This is a genomic window from Streptomyces sp. RKAG290 (assembly GCF_023701695.1).
Taxonomy (GTDB): Bacteria; Actinomycetota; Actinomycetes; order Streptomycetales; family Streptomycetaceae; genus Streptomyces.
Map to the genome: position 1 here is coordinate 964,684 of NZ_JAJOZC010000001.1, position 18,253 is coordinate 982,936.

Annotated in this window: 12 protein-coding genes and 1 pseudogene; 3 read left to right on the forward strand and 10 right to left on the reverse strand. The window is 71.9% G+C overall.

The genetic code is table 11. The features are described 5' to 3' along the window. The first annotated feature begins 20 nt into the window (after positions 1 to 20). Positions 21 to 2,462: a malto-oligosyltrehalose synthase gene (gene treY / locus LNW71_RS04120; RefSeq protein ID WP_250966974.1), complete on the forward strand. Its 2,442-nt coding sequence runs from the start codon at positions 21 to 23 to the stop codon at positions 2,460 to 2,462. On the opposite strand, the gene LNW71_RS04125 is transcribed toward treY, so the two are convergent. The 3 genes from LNW71_RS04125 to LNW71_RS04135 form a co-directional block, all read right to left on the reverse strand. Further along, positions 2,422 to 3,468 carry a cytochrome P450 gene (locus tag LNW71_RS04125; protein WP_250966975.1) on the reverse strand — a complete coding sequence of 349 codons (1,047 nt, stop codon included), beginning with the start codon at positions 3,466 to 3,468 and terminating at the stop codon, positions 2,422 to 2,424. The two genes, treY and LNW71_RS04125, sit on opposite strands and share 41 nt — an antisense overlap. Before the next feature lie 295 nt (positions 3,469 to 3,763). Next, positions 3,764 to 4,330 carry a DUF1707 and FHA domain-containing protein gene (locus LNW71_RS04130; RefSeq protein ID WP_250966976.1) on the reverse strand — a complete coding sequence of 189 codons (567 nt, stop codon included), beginning with the start codon at positions 4,328 to 4,330 and terminating at the stop codon, positions 3,764 to 3,766. A gap of 358 nt (positions 4,331 to 4,688) precedes the next feature. After that, a complete protein-coding gene (locus LNW71_RS04135) occupies positions 4,689 to 6,062 on the reverse strand; it encodes a GH1 family beta-glucosidase (RefSeq protein ID WP_250966977.1) in 1,374 nt (457 codons plus the stop codon). 164 nt (positions 6,063 to 6,226) lie between these two features. Between LNW71_RS04135 and treZ the strand changes: the two genes are divergently transcribed. Continuing rightward, on the forward strand, positions 6,227 to 7,987 hold the full coding sequence (gene treZ, locus LNW71_RS04140) for a malto-oligosyltrehalose trehalohydrolase (protein WP_250966978.1): 1,761 nt from the start codon (positions 6,227 to 6,229) through the stop codon (positions 7,985 to 7,987). 32 nt (positions 7,988 to 8,019) lie between these two features. Here treZ and LNW71_RS04145 read toward each other — a convergent pair whose 3' ends face one another. After that, the gene (locus tag LNW71_RS04145; protein WP_250966979.1) at positions 8,020 to 9,150 is read right to left on the reverse strand and encodes an aminopeptidase P family protein; all 1,131 of its coding nucleotides are present in this window, start codon (positions 9,148 to 9,150) and stop codon (positions 8,020 to 8,022) included. A gap of 68 nt (positions 9,151 to 9,218) precedes the next feature. Continuing rightward, positions 9,219 to 9,860, reverse strand: a complete 642-nt coding sequence (locus LNW71_RS04150) for a nucleoside/nucleotide kinase family protein (protein WP_250966980.1) — start codon at positions 9,858 to 9,860, stop codon at positions 9,219 to 9,221. Positions 9,861 to 9,930: 70 nt separating this feature from the next. Here LNW71_RS04150 and LNW71_RS04155 point away from each other — a divergent pair, with 70 nt between their 5' ends. Next, the gene (locus LNW71_RS04155) at positions 9,931 to 10,317 is read left to right on the forward strand and encodes a VOC family protein (protein WP_250971893.1); all 387 of its coding nucleotides are present in this window, start codon (positions 9,931 to 9,933) and stop codon (positions 10,315 to 10,317) included. Between the two features lie 263 nt (positions 10,318 to 10,580). On the opposite strand, the gene LNW71_RS04160 is transcribed toward LNW71_RS04155, so the two are convergent. The 5 genes and pseudogenes from LNW71_RS04160 to LNW71_RS04180 all read right to left on the reverse strand — a co-directional run bounded on the left by LNW71_RS04160 (position 10,581) and on the right by LNW71_RS04180 (position 18,183). Continuing rightward, complete coding sequence (locus LNW71_RS04160) at positions 10,581 to 11,036, reverse strand: hypothetical protein (protein WP_250966981.1); 456 nt, start codon at positions 11,034 to 11,036, stop codon at positions 10,581 to 10,583. A gap of 323 nt (positions 11,037 to 11,359) precedes the next feature. After that, a pseudogene (locus tag LNW71_RS04165) lies at positions 11,360 to 15,327 on the reverse strand (DUF6531 domain-containing protein); the annotation flags it as partial. Continuing rightward, positions 15,324 to 15,692 carry a hypothetical protein gene (locus LNW71_RS04170; RefSeq protein WP_250966982.1) on the reverse strand — a complete coding sequence of 123 codons (369 nt, stop codon included), beginning with the start codon at positions 15,690 to 15,692 and terminating at the stop codon, positions 15,324 to 15,326. The pseudogene LNW71_RS04165 and the gene LNW71_RS04170, both read right to left, overlap by 4 nt. Positions 15,693 to 16,010: 318 nt before the next feature. Then, the gene (locus tag LNW71_RS04175) at positions 16,011 to 16,934 is read right to left on the reverse strand and encodes a LysR family transcriptional regulator (RefSeq protein ID WP_250966983.1); all 924 of its coding nucleotides are present in this window, start codon (positions 16,932 to 16,934) and stop codon (positions 16,011 to 16,013) included. A 55-nt stretch (positions 16,935 to 16,989) separates the two neighbouring features. After that, the gene (locus LNW71_RS04180) at positions 16,990 to 18,183 is read right to left on the reverse strand and encodes a glycine C-acetyltransferase (RefSeq protein WP_250966984.1); all 1,194 of its coding nucleotides are present in this window, start codon (positions 18,181 to 18,183) and stop codon (positions 16,990 to 16,992) included. Positions 18,184 to 18,253: the final 70 nt, after the last annotated feature.

Here is an 18,253-nt window from a genome sequence, read left to right on the forward strand (position 1 = left end):
ATCTGGGTACGAACGCCTGCATGACGCCTACCGCCACGTACCGGCTTCAGCTCCAGCCGGACTTCCCGTTCTCGGCCGCCGAGGACGCCGTGCCGTACCTCGCCACGCTCGGCGTCTCCCATCTGCATCTGTCCCCGGTCCTCGAAGCCGTACCGGGTTCGGGGCACGGCTACGACGTCGTCGACCACAGCCGGGTGCGGGCCGAGCTGGGCGGCGAGGAGGGGCTGCGGCAGCTGGCGCGCACCGCGCGGGAGCACGGGCTCGGGCTGGTCCTGGACATCGTGCCGAACCACATGGCGGCCGACCCCCGCCACAATCACGCCCTGCGGGAGGTCCTGCGGGAGGGGCCCGGCTCCCCGTACGCCCGCTGGTTCGACATCGACTGGGCGGCGGGCGACGGCAGGATCCTGCTGCCCGTGCTCGGCGGCCGGCTCGGCGACGAGATGGACGGGTTCCGGATCGACGGGGACGTGCTGCGCCACGGCGAGCTGGAGTTCCCGCTCCGCGACGGCACCGCCGGCCTCGACCTGCCGGAGCTGCTGGACGCCCAGCACTACCGGCTCGGCTGGTGGCGGCTGGCCAGGACCGAGCTCAACTACCGCCGGTTCTTCACCATCTCGGAGCTGATCGGGGTGCGGGTGGAGGACCCCGAGGTCTTCGCCGCCACCCACGCCAAGATCCTCGAACTGGTCCGGGACGGAGTCGTCGAGGGCCTGCGGATCGACCACCCGGACGGACTCGCCGACCCGGCCGCCTACCTGGAGCGGCTCTCCGAAGCGAGCGGCGGTGCGTGGACGGTGGTGGAGAAGATCCTGACCGGGTCCGAGCCGCTGCCGGCCGGCTGGGCGGTGGCCGGGACGACCGGGTACGACGCGCTGCACCGGATCGACGGTCTCTTCGTCGACCCGGCGGGCGCCGCCGAACTGCTCGGCCGGTACCGGGAGTACGCCACCCCGGCCGGTGACCGTGGCGGTTACTGGACGTCGACCGTGCGCCGGGCCGCGTACCGCGTCGTCACGCATGAGCTGGCCGCCGAGACCGCCGTGCTGACCCGGCTGGCGTCACGCATCTGCGCCGAGGACCCCGCGCTGCGCGACCACGCCCCGTGGGCGCTGCACACCGCGGTGCGCGAACTGCTGGTCCGGGTGCCGGTCTACCGCCCGTACGTGACGGCCGGCGGCCCCTGGACCGAGGTCGCCGGGGCGGCGCTGGACGCGGTGGCGGTGAGCGATGCCAAGGCGGCTTTCGCGGTGCGGGAGGAGGCGTCGGCCGTGGACGTGGTGCGGGAGCTGGCGCTCGGGCGGCTCGGCGCGGGCGAGGACCGGGCGGCGTTCTGCGCCCGGTTCGCCCAGACGGCGTCCGCGCTGCGGGCCAAGTCCGTCGAGGACACCGCGTACTACCGGTACGTGCCGCTGATCTCGGCCAACGAGGTGGGCGGTGACCCCGGGCAGCCTGCGGTGGCACCTGAGGAGTTCCATGCCTTCTGCACCCGGCTCGCCCGGGACTGGCCCGCCACCGGCACGGCGCTGACCACGCACGACACCAAGCGCAGCGCGGATGTCCGTGCCGCCGTCGCGGTGCTCTCGGAGTGTCCGCAGCAGTGGTCCGCACTGGTCGGGGAGCTGGCCCGGACGGCCCCGGCGGCCGCCCCCGATCCGCAGCTGGCCTGGCAGGCGTGGGAGACCGCGTTCGGCTGCGTGGGGTTCCCCGACGGGGAGCAGGCCGCACGGCTGGAGCCCGCACTGCTCAAGGCGGTGCGCGAGTCCGGGCTGTTCACCAGCTGGACCGAGGCCGATCCGGTGTACGAGCGGGCGATGACGGAATTCGTCACCGCCGGCCCGGCCGCCGAGACCGGTCCGGTGCGGGCGCTGCTGCGGCGGTTCGCCGGGACGCTCGCCCCGCACGTACGGGCCAATGCGCTCGGCGCGGCGCTGGTGCACCTGACCATGCCGGGGGTGCCGGACCTCTACCAGGGCACCGAGCGCGAGTACCTGGCACTGGTCGACCCGGACAACCGGCGGCCCTTCCGCCGGCCTTCCGCCGACGCCTCCGGCACGCCCGCCGGCCCGTCCGCGGGCTCGCCCGCCGACTCGGCCGCCGACGGGAAGGGGGCGCTCACGGTTGCGGCGCTGCGGCTCCGGCGGGAGCGGCCCGGCGTGTTCGGCGAGTCGGGTACGTACACCCCGCTGACCGCCACCGGTCCGGCGGCCGGGCACTGTCTGGCCTTCTGCCGTTCGGGCGAGGTCGTCACCGCGGTGACCCGGCTGTCGCTGCGGCTGGCCGAGGCGGGCGGCTGGCGCGGGACGGAGCTGGCACTGCCGGACGACGGGGTGTGGCGGGATCTGCTGACGCCCGGCCGGGAGTTCACGGGCGGCACGGTGCCGGTGGCCGAGCTGTTCGCCGAGCGCCCGGTGGCGCTGCTCAGCCGGGCCGCACGAGAAGGGAGCGCGGACCGCGGGTGAGCAGGCCGGTGGCGGCCGGCCTGAACCCGTCCGCCCAGCGCAGCCGGGGCATCGCGTCGAGCAGTGCGCGCGTGCCCTGCTCGGCCTCCAGGCGTCCGAGCACCACGGCCGGGCAGCCCGCCGGGCCGGTGGTCGTGCGGTCCTGGTCGCGGCGGAAGGGGTCGAACAGGTCCGGTGCGCAGAACCGTTCCGGATCTCGGCCGGCCGCGCCGATCAGGCAGGCGACGGGCGTCCGTGCCGGCAGGGTGCCGCCGCTGAGGGTGACCTCGGCGACGGTGCGCCGCAGCACGACCTGGACGGGCGGGTCGCGGCGCAGCGACTCCGTCCAGGCCCGGCCGGCGAGTGCGGGTTCGATGCGCAGGGCCGCCATCAGGTCCGGCGCGTCCAGCAGGTTGGCGAGGAACGAGGCGAGCGCCGTCTCACGCAGCCCGGTCTGCCGGGTGCAGGGCCCTTCGCCGGAGAGTGGGTCGCCGCCGGTCCGGGGCGGGGCCCCGAAGGGCCCGGCACCCGCGGGCAGCCAGCGGCAGAACTCCTCGACGAGATCGGCCTGGCGGCGTCCGGCGATCCGCCGGGCCAGCACGTACGCGGTCCGCTCGACACGTTCGGCCTGGTGCCGGGGCACCGAGCCGGTCACCACGGTGTACCGGTCGCGCGGCAGGCAGCGGGGGCTGCCGTGGCAGAGGCCGAGAGGTGCCGGGCCGCCCCGGGGTGCCCCGTCGTGCGGGAAGCCGGTGAACCGGGGGTCGGTGAGGGCGGTGGCCACATCGTCGTACCGGCTGATCAGCCAGGCGCCCAGCGGAGCGTCGTAGCTGAGCGGGTACTCCTCGCGCAGCACCCGGTAGAGCCGGTACGGGTCGCGGGCCGCGCCGGGGGCGAGGAGGCTCGGGCCACCGCCTGGGCGGGCCGTGCGGCGGTACCGCGTGGACCGGACGGCGGTGCGGCCGTCGGGTGAGGGCGTCGGGGCGGGGATGTCCGCGGGTATGTCTCCTGGGGCGTCGGCCTGCATCCGTACCCCCGGGCGGTCGGTGCGCCGGTGCGCGGCGCGCTCCCCTCAGGGGATCACCCGTCCGGTCCCACCGCAGTCGGCGTGCGGCCGTCCGGGTGACGCGGCGCCCGGCGCCCGGGACGCGACGGCGAGGCTGCGCGGGGTGGCCTGGGGGACGATTGCGTGGCCACGCGGGCAGCCCGAGGGACGGCCGCGTTCTCAGCAGGGCGGCCTGAGGGACGGTTGCGTGACTACGCGGGCAGCCCGAGGAACGGCCGGGTACTCAGGCAGGGCGGTCTGAGGGCCGGCGGCGTGGCTACGCGGGCGGCCTGAGGGCCGGTGCGGAGAGCCGGAAGGTCATCCGGCCGAAGCTGACCTGGTCCCCCTCGCGCACGGATACCGTTCCGGTGACGCGCTGTCCGTTGACGCAGGTGCCGTTGGTCGAGCCGAGGTCGCGCAGCAGCCACCGGCCGCTGTGCACGGTGAGTTCGGCGTGCGTCCGGGACACGGTCTCGTGGCTCAGGCGCAGCCCGTTGCCCGGGTCCCGGCCGATGAGCAGCGGGTGCGGGCTCGGCGCCGGCAGCAGCAGCTTGGGCAGCCGCTCGGCCCGCCAGGCCCTGCGCACCCGCTCGGGGAATCCGGAGACCCCGGCCACGACCCGGAACAGCTGCCGCGACAGGCGGCCGCCGCTCTCCAGATCGGCGGTGAGCGCCTCCAGCTCCTCGGAGCGGCTCGCGGTCAGCGCCAGCTCCATGCGCCGCATGAAGGTGTCTTGGGAGAGCCTGCCCTGCGCCGCACCTTCTCTGAGCACGCCGAGAACACGGTCGCGCTGGGCGTCGGACAGCCGCGCGGGATACGTGTGGGGCTCGAAGGAGGACGTCACACCGCCAATTGTCGGGCCGACCGCCCCGGAGTGTCCAGAACAACCCCGCTTTCCGCCCTCCTGACCTGGGTGGGGCGGCAGCCGACTGCCCCGCGCAGGGCCCTCGGTGGGATATTCCAGGGCGCCGGCGAGGAGACGTTGCTAATGTCTGCGGCCCTGCTGCCCCGGAAATCAACGGGGCGAACGCACCTGCCACATGGTGTGGGACTGACGGAGCCGGCCCGGCCTCCGCCCGGGTGCGTACCGGGAGGAGTCGGGGCGGGCAGCGGGGCGTACGGATCAGTGCTCCCTCCCCGAGATCAGCGCTCTCCCACCGGATCGGTACTCTCCCGCCGGGATCAGCGCTCTGCCTCCGGGATCAGCGCTCTCCCGCCGGATCGGCGCTCTGCCGCTTCTGTTCGCCGATCATGTCGCGGTACCAGGCGTACGACTCCTTGGGGGTGCGGCGCAGCGTCTCGTAGTCGATGTGGACCAGGCCGAACCGCTTACTGACGCCCTCCGTCCACTCGATGTTGTCGGTGAGCGACCAGGTGAAGTAGCCGCGTACGTCGATCCCCGCGTCGACGGCCTGGCGCAGGGACTTCAGGTGTGCGTCGAGGAAGGCGATCCGGCGGGTGTCGGCGACGGGTTCGTCCACGGCACAGCCGTTCTCGGTGATGTAGAGCGGCGGGAGCCGGTCACCGTAGCGGTCGTGCAGCTGGACGAGCATCTCGCGCAGCCCGTCGGGGACGACGGGCCAGCCGAAGTCGGTCTTCTCGTATCCCTCGATCTCCCTTATTCCGAAGGGGAGACCGGCGGGCATGCCGAAGCCCGCGAAACTGTCGAGGGCCTCTGCCGTGGGCGCGCCGACGAGCGTGGGGTTGTAGTAGTTGACCCCGTACCAGTCGAGCGGGGCGGCGATGGTCCGCAGGTCGTCCTCGACCGGGCCCGGCATCAGTGCGGCGAAGTTCTCGTCGGGGTAGCGGCCGGTGAGGAGGGGATCGGCGAACAGCCGGTTGGTGAGTGTGTCGTACAGCTCGGCGCCGAAACGGTCCTCATCGGACTCCCCCGCGGTCCAGACCGGGGTGTGCGAGACGGCGATGCCGATGTTGCCGGCCCCCGCGGCGCGGAGCGCGCGTACGGCCAGGCCGTGGGCGAGCAGCTGGTGGTGGGCGGCGGGCAGCGCGTCGAAGAGGAGGGTGCGGCCGGGGGCGTGCTCGCCGAGTGCGTAGCCGAGCATGGTGACTTCGGCGGGTTCGTTGAGGGTGATCCACATGGGTACGCGGTCGGCGAGGCGTTCGGCGACGATGCCCGCGTACTCGGCGAAGCGGTAGGCCGTGTCCCGGTTGAGCCAGCCGCCGGCCTCGTCCAGCGGGAGCGGGGTGTCCCAGTGGTAGAGGGTGGGGGCCGGGGTGATGCCGCGGGCGCAGAGTTCGTCGACCAGACGGTCGTAGAAGTCGAGCCCCTGCGGGTTGACCGGGCCGCTGCCGCCGGGGACGACGCGCGGCCAGCTCACCGAGAACCGGAAGGCGTCGGCGCCCAGGCCGGCCAGCAGGGCGACGTCCTCGCGGTAGTGCCGGTGGAAGCCCGTGCCGCGCGTCGTGTCGGTGCCGTCCTTGATCCGTCCGGGCTGCGCGGCGAAGGCGTCCCAGCCGGAGGGTCCCTTGCCGTCGGCGTCGGCCGCACCCTCGGTCTGGAAGGCGGAGGCGGAGGCTCCCCAGAGGAAACCGGGCGGGAACGGCGGCACGGTCATCTCGGCCTCCACAGCCGTAAGAGGGAGTGCGTATGGCAGAACCTGGCAGGGCAATGATCAGAACCAGACCTTAATCGCCAGTAACGGGCTCGATCCAGTGCCGTAGGTCGGTGACCGCGACTTCCGCCGACCATGGTCCGGGACGAGGAGACGAGGAGCGTTGCATGCTGTTCGACGTATGGGCACCGGATGCGGAATCGGCCGGTCTGCGGCTGGCGGGTGAACTGCGGTCCATGGAGCGTGACCCCGTACGGCCGGGTTGGTGGACGGCCGATGCGCAGGCCGCCGACGGCGACCGCTACGGCTTCGTCCTGGACGGCGGCCCGGTGCTCCCCGACCCCCGCTCGCGGCGCCAGCCGGGCGGGCCGGACGGCGAGAGCGCCGTCGTCGACCACTCCGCGTACGCATGGCGCAACGAGTGGACCGGACGGGGGCTGCCGGGCGCGGTGCTGTACGAGCTGCACATCGGTACGTACACCGCCGAGGGCACCTTCGACGCGGCGGCCGCACGGCTCGGGCATCTCGCCGAACTGGGCATCACCCATGTCTCCCTGATGCCGGTCTGCCCGTTCCCCGGCGTCCACGGCTGGGGGTACGAGGGGGTGTCGCTGTGGGCGGTGCACGAGCCGTACGGCGGCCCGGAGGGGCTGAAGCGCTTTGTCGACACGGCGCACGGCCTCGGTCTCGCCGTCGTCCTGGACGTGGTCCACAACCACCTGGGCCCCTCCGGGAACTACCTCCCCGCCTTCGGCCCGTACTTCACCGAGACGCACCACACGCCATGGGGCGCGGCGGTCAATCTGGACGCCCCCGGCTCCGACGAGGTGCGCGCGTTCCTGCTGGGCAGCGCGCTCGCCTGGCTGCGCGACTACCGCCTGGACGGTCTGCGGCTCGACGCGGTCCACGCCCTGGCCGACACCCGGGCGCTGACCTTCCTGGAGGAACTCTCCGCGGCCACCGACACGCTCTCGGCCGAACTGGGCCGTCCGCTCTCGCTGATCGCGGAGTCCGACCTCTGCGATCCGCGGACCACGACACCCCGCGATTCGGGCGGCACCGGCCTGCACGCACAGTGGAACGACGACTTCCACCACTGCCTGCACACCGCCCTCACCGGCGAGGCCCAGGGCTACTACGCGGACTTCGCCGCCGCCCCGCTGGCCTCGCTCGCCAAGACGGTGACGCGTGCCTTCTTCCATGACGGCACGTACTCCGCCTTCCGCGGCCGCACGCACGGGCGCCCCGTCGACGTCACCCGCAGCGCCGCCCACCGCTTCGTCGGCTATGCGCAGACCCACGACCAGATCGGCAACCGGGCGCTCGGCGACCGGCTCGCCTCATCGCTCTCCCCCGGCCTGCTGGCGTGCGCGGCGGTGCTCGTGCTGACCGGGCCGTTCACGCCGATGCTGTTCATGGGCGAGGAGTGGGGGGCCCGTACGCCCTGGCAGTTCTTCACCGACCACACCGATCCGGAACTCGCCGACGCGGTACGCAGCGGCAGACGGCGGGAGTTCGGCGCGCACGGCTGGGCCGAGGAGGACATCCCCGACCCGCAGGACCCGGCCACCCGCGACCGCTCCTGCCTGGACTGGAGCGAACCGGAGCGTGAGCCGCACGCCCGGCTGCACGCCTGGTACCGGGAGCTGATCGCGCTGCGCCGTGCCATGCCCGACCTCAGCGACCCGGACCTGGCGACGGTGAAGCCCGCGTACGACGACGACGCGCGCTGGCTGGCCTTCCGCAGGGGCGATCTGCGGATCGCGGTCAACCTCGACGAGAAGCCGGCCACGATCCCGCTGGGCGGCGGCCGGCACCGGAGCGGCGGGGGCCGGGTACTGGCCGCCTGGCAGCCGGTCGACGCCCCCGGCGCGGACGGGCAGCTGCATCTTCCCGCGGAGTCGTGCGTCGTGCTGGCCGACGACTGACCCGCCGCCACCGGCGGCGGGTCCGGCCGGCGCTACTCGACGATCGCCAGCTCGCGGGCGGTCGCGTTCAGGCGCCGCCCGCCGTCCTCGGTGACGGTCACGATGTCCTCGATCCGGACACCGAACCGGCCCGGCAGATAGACCCCGGGCTCCACCGAGAAGCACATGCCGGGGACGAGCTGCTGCTCCTCGCCCTCGATCATGTACGGCGGCTCGTGGGTGGTGACGCCGATGCCGTGGCCGGTGCGGTGGATGAACCGTTCGCCGTAGCCGAACTCGGTGATGACGGCGCGGGCGGCCCGGTCGATCTCCTGGCAGGCGACACCGGGCCGGACCGCCTTGCAGCCGGCCTCCTGAGCCTCCCGCACGATGTCGTGGACCCGCTGCTCCTCGGCGGTGGGTTCGCCGACGTGGACCGTGCGGGAGGTGTCGGAGCCGTAGCCGAGCTTGAGGCCGCCGAAGTCGAGCACGACCATGTCGCCATGCTCGATGGTCCGGTCGCCCGCCTCGTGGTGCGGGTTGGCGCCGTTCGGTCCGGAGCCGACCACGGTGAAGTCGACCTGGGAGTGTCCGAACTCCGTGAGCAGCCGGGCCAGGTCGGCGGCCACGTCGGTCTCCTTGCGGCCGGCGAACCGGACCTTGAGGATCTGCTCGTACGTGGCGTCGGCGGCGGCCCCCGCCGCGGCGAGCCGCTCCAGCTCATGGGCGTCCTTCACGGCGCGCAGCATCGGCAGCGCCTCGGTGAGGGAGGCGTACGAGGTCCCGGGCAGCTGCTGCTGCAGGCCGAGCAGATGCATCGCCCAGGTGTTGTCGCTGATCCCGAACCGGCCCTTCGCGTCGAGCAGCGGCGCGGTGACGGCGTACGGGTCCTTGCCGTCCGTCCAGTCGCGCAGGGTCAGCGCGGGGGCGCCGACGGCCTTCTCCGCGTCCGGCGCCTCCAGCGTCGGTACGACCAGGACGGGGTCCTGGCCGGCGACGAGGACGAGGGCGGTGAGGCGCTCCGTGGCCGCTGGGGGCTGATATCCCGTCAGGTAGACCATGTCGGGTCCCGGCGCGACCAGCACGCCCGCGAGTCCGGCCGCGGCGGCGCTCTCGGCGGCGCGCATCATCCGGGCCCGGTAGTCGTCGGCGGTGAAGGGCACGGGCTGGTTCGGGCTGGGCATACGGGACCTCCTGGCGGCACGGAACGGCTCACTGCATCCTGCCCGCACGGGCGACCTTGTGCGAACAATCAAGGCCGCGCGCCGCCCCCGGTCCGTACCACGAGGTCGGCGCGGTCGCGGCCCAGGGCGACGAGGCGTGCGTTGGCCTCGTCGGATCCGGCGACCCAGCGCTCCGCGAAGTCCCGCGGCTTGCCGAACCGCACATGCCGCTCGACGAGCCGGCGGACGCGTACGTCCTGTTCGAGGTCCAGGAACCACGCCTCGTCGAGCAGCCCGCGCACCGACGCCCACGCGCCCTCGTCGTGCAGCAGGTAGTTGCCTTCGGTGACGACCAGCGGAACCTCCGGATACACCGCGACGGATCCGGCGACCGGCTGCTCCAGGGCCCGGTCGAACTCGGGGGCGTACACGATCGTCCCCGCTTCCGGCGCCCTGAGCCGCCGGAGCAGGGCGGCGTACCCGGCGGCGTCGAAGGTGTCGGGCGCGCCCTTGCGCGCGGCGCGGCCCAGCCGTTCCAACTCGCCCTGGGCAAGGTGGAAGCCGTCCATGGGCACCAGGACGGCGAGCGGACCGAGGGCGTCGACGAGCTGTCCGGCCAGGGTGGACTTCCCGGCACCGGGCGGCCCCGCGATTCCGAGGATGCGGCGCCCCCGGGCCAGGGCGAGCCGGCGGGCGCGGGCCGTCAGCCCGGTGAGGTCGCTGGTCTCCATGCCGGTATTGTCCCGCCAGGCGCGGCACTCCCGGGCCGCACCCCCGCCCGCCCCGAGCACCGAGGACCCCATGCCGCACATCGCCCTGGTCACCCTGGTCGTCCGCGACTACGACGAGGCACTTGCCTTCTACACCGACGCCCTCGGCTTCGAGCTGGTGGAGGACACCGACCGGGGCGGCGGGACACGCTGGGTGGTGGTGCGGCCGCGTGGCACGCAGGGAACGGGGATGCTCCTGGCCCGGGCCAAGGACGAGGAGCAGGGGGCGAGTGTCGGGGCGCAGACCGGCGGGCGGGTCGGCTTCTTCCTGCACACCGAGGACTTCGCGGGCGACCACGCGCGGATGGTGGCGGCCGGGGTGCGGTTCCTGGAGGAGCCGCGGCACGAGGTCTACGGCTCGGTCGCGGTCTTCGAGGACCTGTACGGCAACCGCTGGGACCTGCTCCAGCCGGCGTAGGCGCCGGGGCCGCTGCCGGCGCTCGGGGCGTCCCGTTTTTCGACGACAACCCTCGGACGCGAGGCACGAGCGCTGCCAGCTGCCCCGGAGGTGCTTTGCCCCTGGCCGAGGCCGATCCCGTCGTTCGGCTCTCGTGCCGCACGCTCCGGGGGCTCGGTCCGGCCCCACGCGCCCTCTCGTCACCGTCCGAGGCTTCCGTCCACGCCCTGATCAGCGGATGTTTTATGGGGCCCATCCGCGACCCGGCATTGTGGCAGTTCCCCCTACGCGCCACCCCACACGGCTTCAATCTCCTGGCAATGAACGACGATCGACGCGTCCGTCAGTGCAATTTCATGGAGACAGCCATCCTGCCGAGGAAGGATCTCGTCGAGCAGCACCGTATCGACCTGCATCCAGTCGATTGACTGGTCGTAGTCGATCGCGAAGTGCGAGACGCCGGAGTACCGAATCCGAAGACCGGATTCGTGCTTCCACTGGTTGGCAGCGAAGTCGATGGTCAGGAATCCGCGCTTGTCCGTCGGCACGGAGATCTCCGCCAGCTCGAGGTCCTTCACGCAACGGCTGCTGCGCATGCTGTAGTGCTCCGTGTCGGAGGCAAAGGCCCAGGCACCGGCCGGCAACGCGTCCCGCATCTTCGGAAGCTCGGCGAGATAGGCACTCGGGTCCAAGTCGAACCCGTGCATCTCAGGATCCCAGTCCGCTTTGACAAATTTCATTTACAACCTTCCGATGCGAGGCGGGGGCGCTGCCATTTGTCCCCGGAGATATCCTCGGTCCCCCTCGGACCGATTCGTCCGCCCCGCCGCATTATATCGACGGCTCTGCCCTTCAGGGCATTCTCAACGCTTGGCGGCACTTCGACATCTGCGCCTACTGTCTTGTGCTTGTTGAACCAGCCGTCACTGCCGAAAATGCCTACCTCGCGACCAGACTTGTCGTAGACGTGGATCTCGAAGTCCGTGCCCTTCGTCCCTTCCTTCCAGGTATCCAGTCGCCCTCGATAACCCTGGCTGAGGTCCAGCGGGTCCTTCGGCCCTCGTGCCGCAAGCCCCAGCGGGTCGGACCAGCCCAACGCGTTCACAGCGTAGGCGTGGTGGTTGGGCGCCGGTTCCAGTCCCAGCGAGTCCGGGGTGATGTACCGGGCGGTCTCCGGGTCGTAGTAGCGGAAGTAGTTGTAGTTCAGGCCGGTTTCAGGGTCGGCGTACTGGCCGGGAAAGCGGAGTGGGCAGTCCGCGGACGTGGTGTCCGTCGCAGTCGGCTGGCTCGTGCCCCACAGAGTGGTGCGGCGTTGCCAGGCGAGTTCCCCGTCGGGTGTGACCAGTTCGGCCGGTGTGCCGAGGCTGTCCGTGATGACGGCGTGAAAACGGGTGCTGAAGTCGGCGGCTGTGTCCTGGGCCAGTTTGGCCAGCAGTGACGCGCCTTGTTCCCGGGGCAGCGGCCTGTGGTCGGTCTGGGTGAGGGGCGGTGGGTGCCGGGGGCGTAGTCCCAGGTGGTGACCTGGCCGTCGGACGTCGTCTGTTCGGCCAGACGTACGTCGTCCCAGCTGAATTCCGTGCGGTCGGCGGTCGAGCCGTCTTCCGCCAGCCGGTGCTTGGATATTCGGCGGCCCAGCGGGTCGTACGCGTACCCCCAGCGGTCGCCGTCCGGTGTCACCGCCTCGGTCAGGCGGTCTTCCGCGTTCCAGGCGTAAGTCCACAGGAGCTGCTGCCCGTTGAGGAGCTTGCGGGTCTTGCGGATCAGGCGGCCCTGGGCGTCGTGTTCGTACGAGGTGCGGCCGGCGCTGCGGATGAGGGTTCCGGTGAAGTCGCGGTCGCCGGCGGACTCGTGGGCCGGGGCGGTGGCGTGAGTGAGGTTACCCGCCGTGTCGTAGGCGTACGTCTCGGTCCAGCCGTGGGCTCGGATGCCCGTGACGCGCCCGGTGCTGTCGAGGTCGAACCGGCGGGTGCCCGAGCTCAGTTCGCGGATCTCGGTGAGGTAGCCGTCCTCACGGTAGGCGTAGGTGCGGTGCTGAAGAAGACGGTCTGCCTCGTTCACGCCGCCCGAGAGGGTCTGCTCGGTGAGGTGGTGGGCGGCGTCCCAGTTCTGGGTGAGCATGATTCCGTCGCCAAGGCGGCGCTCGGTCTCGCGGCCCGCCGCGTCGTACGTGAACGTCAGCGAGCCGGCGTCGGTGCCCAGTCGAGCGGGGTGGCCTGCCGGATCGTAGGTCCAGTGCGAGTGCAGCCCGGACGGGGTGGTGCGCTCTATGACACGGCCGAGCGCGTCGTATGTGTAGGCGGTCGTGCGGCCGTTGACAATTTCCGCGAGCGTACGGCCCAGCGCATCCCGCTCGATGGCGACCTCTGCGTCCGCGTTGGCCGCGTGGACCAGATCGCCCGATCCACCGTAGGTGTACGTGGTGGCGTCGCCCGCGTCGGTGCGCTGTTCGGTGATGCGGCCGAGCGCGTCCCTGGTGAAGTGCAGCGTTTCGCCGGCGCCGTTCGTGCGGGATGTCAGGCCGCCCGACGCGTTGTGGGTGTAGGTCAGCGCCCGGCCGTTGAAGTCGGTCTCTGTGACCAGCCGCCCTGCCTCGTCGTAGGTGTACGACCAGGTCAGTCCCTGCGGGTTGGTGACTTCGGTAAGCCGGAGTTCGGTGTCGTAGGCGAAGGCGTACGCCGTGCCGTCCGGGGCTGTGCGGGTGGCGGGGACGTCGAAGTGCGTGGCGGTGTGATGGGTGAGGTTGCCCGCGGGGTCGGTGTGGGTGAGCGGATTACCCTCGCCGTCCCAGGTCCAGGATTCGCGTGTGCCGTCCGCGTACGCACGCCACGTCGGCTTGCCTTCGATGCTCCAGCCCATGCAGGTGGTCCGGCCGAGCTGGTCGATGATTTCGACGACGCGCCCGAAGGCGTCGCGACGCGCGACCGTGGTGTGTCCAAGCTCGTCGGTGACCTCGACGGGCAGCCCGGCCGCGTTGGAAGTGACCCTGCGGGTGTGGCCCAGGGCGTCGGTGACGGTGGACAGGTGGCCCGACTCGTCATAGGCGCAGTGCGTTTCGGCGCCGAGAGGGTCGACCGTGGTGATCAGGTTGCCCAGCTCGTCGTAGGTGTGCCGCCAGGTCGAACCGCCGGGTTCGACGACGGCGACCGGCTGGCCGAGCGCGTTGTACGTGGCCCGGGCGGCGGATTCGTCGGGCAGGGTCACCGCCGTGAGGTTGCCGGCCTCGTCGTACGTGTAACGCGTCGTACGGCCCAGCGGGTCGGTGACCGAGAGGCGCTTGTCGCCTCTTTCCGCCCACTGCGTGCGGGTGGTGTGGCCGAGGGGATCGGTCTCCTCGACGACCATGCCCGCGGAGTTGTACCGGTGCGTGGACCGCCGGCCGAGGGAGTCGGTGTACGTGGTGGTGCGCGCCTCGCCGTCGTAGGCGAGGGCCCCGGAGAGGAAACCGTCGCTTCCTTCGGTGCGCTCCACACGGCCGCGGGCGTCGTAGAAGTACGCGAAGGAGGTGCCGTTGCGGTCGGTCCAGGAGGTGACCCGTCCCTCGGCGTCGTACGTGAAAAGCAGTGGTTCCCCGCTGGAGTTGATGACCTCGGTGAGGTTTCCCGCCGCGTCGTATCCGTACCGCATGACGACCGTGCCGCTGCCCGCGGCGTCGGGCCGCACCGGCTCGTACCGCGAAGGCGCCCGGTCCAGCAGGCGCAGGGCGGTGATGCGCGGCCCTTCGGTGTCGACGGCGAGGTAGTAGCCGCCGGAGTGGCGAAGGGCGGTGGGGATGCCCTCGGCCGTGCGCTCGACGTCGATCTGGGCGCCGTTGCGGTCGTGCCAGCTTTCCAGGGGGAGGTGGAAGACACCGTGGGTGCCCGAGGGCAGGGGGGTGCTGAAGGTGCGGACGACTCCGGTGGCCGGGTCGGTGACGGTCATCACGCCGTCGGGCTTGCCGTCCCATTCGAGCGGCCAGCGGGCGCCCTTGACGGGCAGGACGGGCCCGCCCGGCTGCGGAACGGGGTAGACCAGACGCATCCCGTCGGAGGCGGCGAACACCACCCCCTCACCGTCGATCTGCAGGCACTCGTCCAGGGTGGAGACCCAGGTGGGACCGAAGCAGACTCCGCCACGGTACGAAGACAGATGGGTGCGCTCGAAGACCAGCGGGAGACCGGCCGGGAGGGTGAGGTCGGTCTGTGTCATCAGCATGGCGCCCGTCGCCACGTCGATCGGCTCTCCCACGCACGGAGTGCTCTTGCACGGCCGGGCCGCCGGCCCGATTTCCACCAGGTCGGGGCGGAGCGCCGGAGGCCGCAGCATCAGCGGCACGCCGTCCGTCCTGAAGAACAGGTTCCCCTCCACACCGGCTTTCGCCACACCGCCGGCGGCACCGAACACCCCGCCGTAGATCATGCCGTCCTTGGCCGCGGCATTGATCTCATCCAGGCTGAAACCCTTCTGCATGCCGGTGGCGATCTTCAGGGGCTGGGCGACCGCGAGGTCGATGGTCACCGACTCCATGCTCCCGAAGGCCGCCGCGACCAGTGCGCCGGCGGCGATCTCGGCGACGGTGGTGGAGACGGCGACGCCCACGGTGACGCCGAACTCGATCAGCGCCTCGGTCGCCAGAGCGGCGGCACCCGCAGCAATACCGGCAGTGAAGAAGGCCAGCGCGATGCCACCCACGATGACCGCGGCATCTATCCCTATCTGTGTCCACAGTCTGCTGATGGCGTCATCGATGGCCTCGGCGAACTTGTCCAGCGCCTTCGCCATTTCCCGCGACGAAGCCGACAGGTCGCTGAGCCAGCCCGCGTCGCCGCCCTTGGCGTAGCGTCCCCAGAACTTCTCGAACGCCTCGATCGCCTCACCGGTGTTGTTGCTGATCAGCGAGGAGGCCGCGTTGTTGACCGGCGTACGGACATCGTCGACCGAGTCCGCGAAGGCCCGCCACGCGTCGGCGGCGCTGCGCAACGTACCGGAGTTGGCATCCGGCCACCACAGGCCCACCTTGAGCAGAAGATCCTTGGCCTCGTCCTCGATGCTCACTTGGCACCCTCGTCGTGGCCATCGCCACCCGCCGACGGTGCCTTCTTGAACATTCCGCCGATCAGCTCGTCGTTGTCCACGTGCCCGTCCGCCATGTCGGCCATCGCTTCGTGAATGCTGACCAGCCCGAGGACGAGGGTGCCGGCGGCCCTCTCGATGGTCTTCTGCTGGGGACGGTAGGCGTCACCGAACTTCTTGCCCTGCTCGTCATCGCCCCACGGCGCACCCAGCCCGTCCAAGGTGGTGACGAGCGTCGTGAGCGCCGTGCTCAGATTCTTGCCCTGCGTGTGGAAGACCGGCGCCGTCGCCTTGATGTCCGCCGTCTTGATGTCCAGGACCTTGCCGCTGTCCTTGCCGTCACCCATGTGTGATGTCCCCCGATAACAACTGCGGCTCACAACCCTAGCCTTGGTGATCGTTCATGAGTTCTAGCGGGTTCGCTGCCGCGGTCCGCGGTCGTGGTGGAGCGGGGATTTTCCGCGCCGGGCCGGGTCGATGGCCCCGTCTGTCGCCACGCCGTCACGTTTGCTGCGGGTCCGCTCGCAGGAGCCGGCCCGCACCGCCGGTGAACTCGATGCCGTCCCCGCCACCCCCGCGGAGGCCGGAGCATGCCGTACGGCCGGGCGCGCCAGGCAGGCAGGCGGCGAACCGCGCCTCCATCCCTGCCATGCGTCCGCTGCCCGTCAGACGTGCCTTCGCCCCGCCACGCCCCCCGCCGCCCCTGCCAGCGCGTCCAGCACCGGCGCGATCAGCGGATGCGCCTCCGCTCCCCGGCGTACCGCCGCGAACACCCGGCGCGTCGGCGCGCTGCCCTGCACCGGGCGGACCACCACGCCCGTCAGCGCCATCCCGCGCAGAGCCGAGCGCGGCACCAGGGCCACCCCCGCACCCGCGCCCGCCAGGGCGACCACCGCGTGGAAGTCGTCCGACGAGTGTTCGAGACCGGGCTCGAAGCCGGCGTACTCGCAGGCCAGGACCACCACGTCATGGCACGGGTTGCCCGGGTAGGGGCCGATCCACGCGTCCTTCGCCAGGTCGGCGACCGCCACCTGCTCCTGGTCCGCCAGCCGGTGCCCGACCGGGAGCACCGCGTCGAACGGCTCCGAGTACAGCGGCACCCGGGTCAGCCGGCGGTCGTCCTCCCCGGGCGCGCCCCGGTACTCGACGGCGACGGCCACATCGACCTGCCGGTCCAGCACCATCGGGACGCTGGCGTCGCCCTCCGCGTCCTGCACCCGGACCCGGATGCCGGGGGCGCTGGTGCCCAGAGCGGCGATCGCGGGGGCGAGGACCAGGCCGATGCCGGTCGCGAACGCGGCGACCGTGACCGTCCCGGCGTCACCCGCGCCGTAGGCGGCCAGCTCGGCCTCCGCCCGCTCCAGCTGGGCCAGGACCGCGTTGGTGTGGGTCAGCAGGATCTCGCCGGCGGCGGTGAGCCTGGCGCCGCGCGCGTTGCGCTCGACCAGCCGGTGCCCGGTCTCCTGCTCCAGCGCGGCCAGCTGCTGGGAGACCGCGGACGGCGTCAGATACAGCGCGGCGGCCGCAGCGGTCACCGTGCGGTGGTCCGCCACCGCACGCAGAATACGCAGCCGCCGTGCATCGATCATGTGCCCTATTGTCCCAGGTCGCGGCGGGCGTCCGGGACGCCCGCCGCGACGGGGGCTACGCGCCGAGTGCCGCCCGCGCGTCGACGAACGCGTCGACCGCGCGGTTCACGTCCGCCGTGGAGTGCGCGGCGGACAGCTGAACGCGGATACGGGCCGCGCCCTGCGGGACGACCGGGTACGAGAACCCGATCACGTACACACCGCGCTCCAGGAGCAGCTCCGCCATCCGGCCTGCCTTCGCCGCGTCCCCGATCATCACGGGGGCGATGGCGTGGTCGCCGGGCAGGACGTCGAAGCCTTCCTCGGTCATCCGGGTACGGAAGAGCGCGGTGTTGGCATTGAGCTGGTCGCGCAGGTCACCGGCGGACTCCAGCAGGTCGATGACCTTCAGCGAGGCCGCCGCGATGACCGGGGCCAGCGAGTTGGAGAACAGGTACGGGCGCGAGCGCTGGCGCAGCAGCGCGACGATCTCGGCGCGGGCGGCCACGTAACCGCCGGACGCACCGCCGAGCGCCTTGCCGAGCGTGCCGGTGATGATGTCGACGCGGTCCATCACGTCATGGAGCTCGGGCGTTCCGCGCCCGCCAGGGCCGACGAAGCCCACCGCGTGCGAGTCGTCGACCATGACCATGGCGTCGTAGCGCTCGGCCAGGTCGCAGATCTCGCGCAGCGGTGCGACGTAGCCGTCCATGGAGAAGACGCCGTCGGTGACGACGAGGCGGCGGCGGGCGCCGGACGCCTCCTTGAGCTGCTGCTCCAGATCGGCCATGTCGCGGTTGGCGTAGCGGAAGCGCTTGGCCTTGCACAGGCGGATGCCGTCGATGATCGAGGCGTGGTTGAGGGCGTCGGAGATGACCGCGTCCTCCGGGCCGAGGACCGTCTCGAAGACTCCGCCGTTGGCGTCGAAGCAGGAGGAGTAGAGGATCGTGTCCTCCTGGCCCAGGAAGGAGGAGAGCCGCTGCTCCAGCTCCTTGTGGACCTCCTGGGTGCCGCAGATGAAGCGGACGGAGGCCATCCCGTAGCCCCAGCGGTCCAGTGCCTCGTGCGCGGCGGCGATCACGTCGGGGTGGTCGGCGAGGCCCAGGTAGTTGTTGGCGCAGAAGTTGAGCACCTCGCCGGGGCGGCCTCCCGCAGTGACGGCGACGGTCGCGGACTGCGGGGTGCCGATCACCCGCTCGGGCTTGTGCAGCCCGGCGGCCTCGATCTCCTCGAGGGTGGTGCGCATGTCGTCGCGAACGGAGTCGAACATGAAGGGTGTCTCCCAGCTGAGTACGGAAGCGGCCGGACGGAGGCGGTCAGGCGCGGACGGTCAGGCGCGG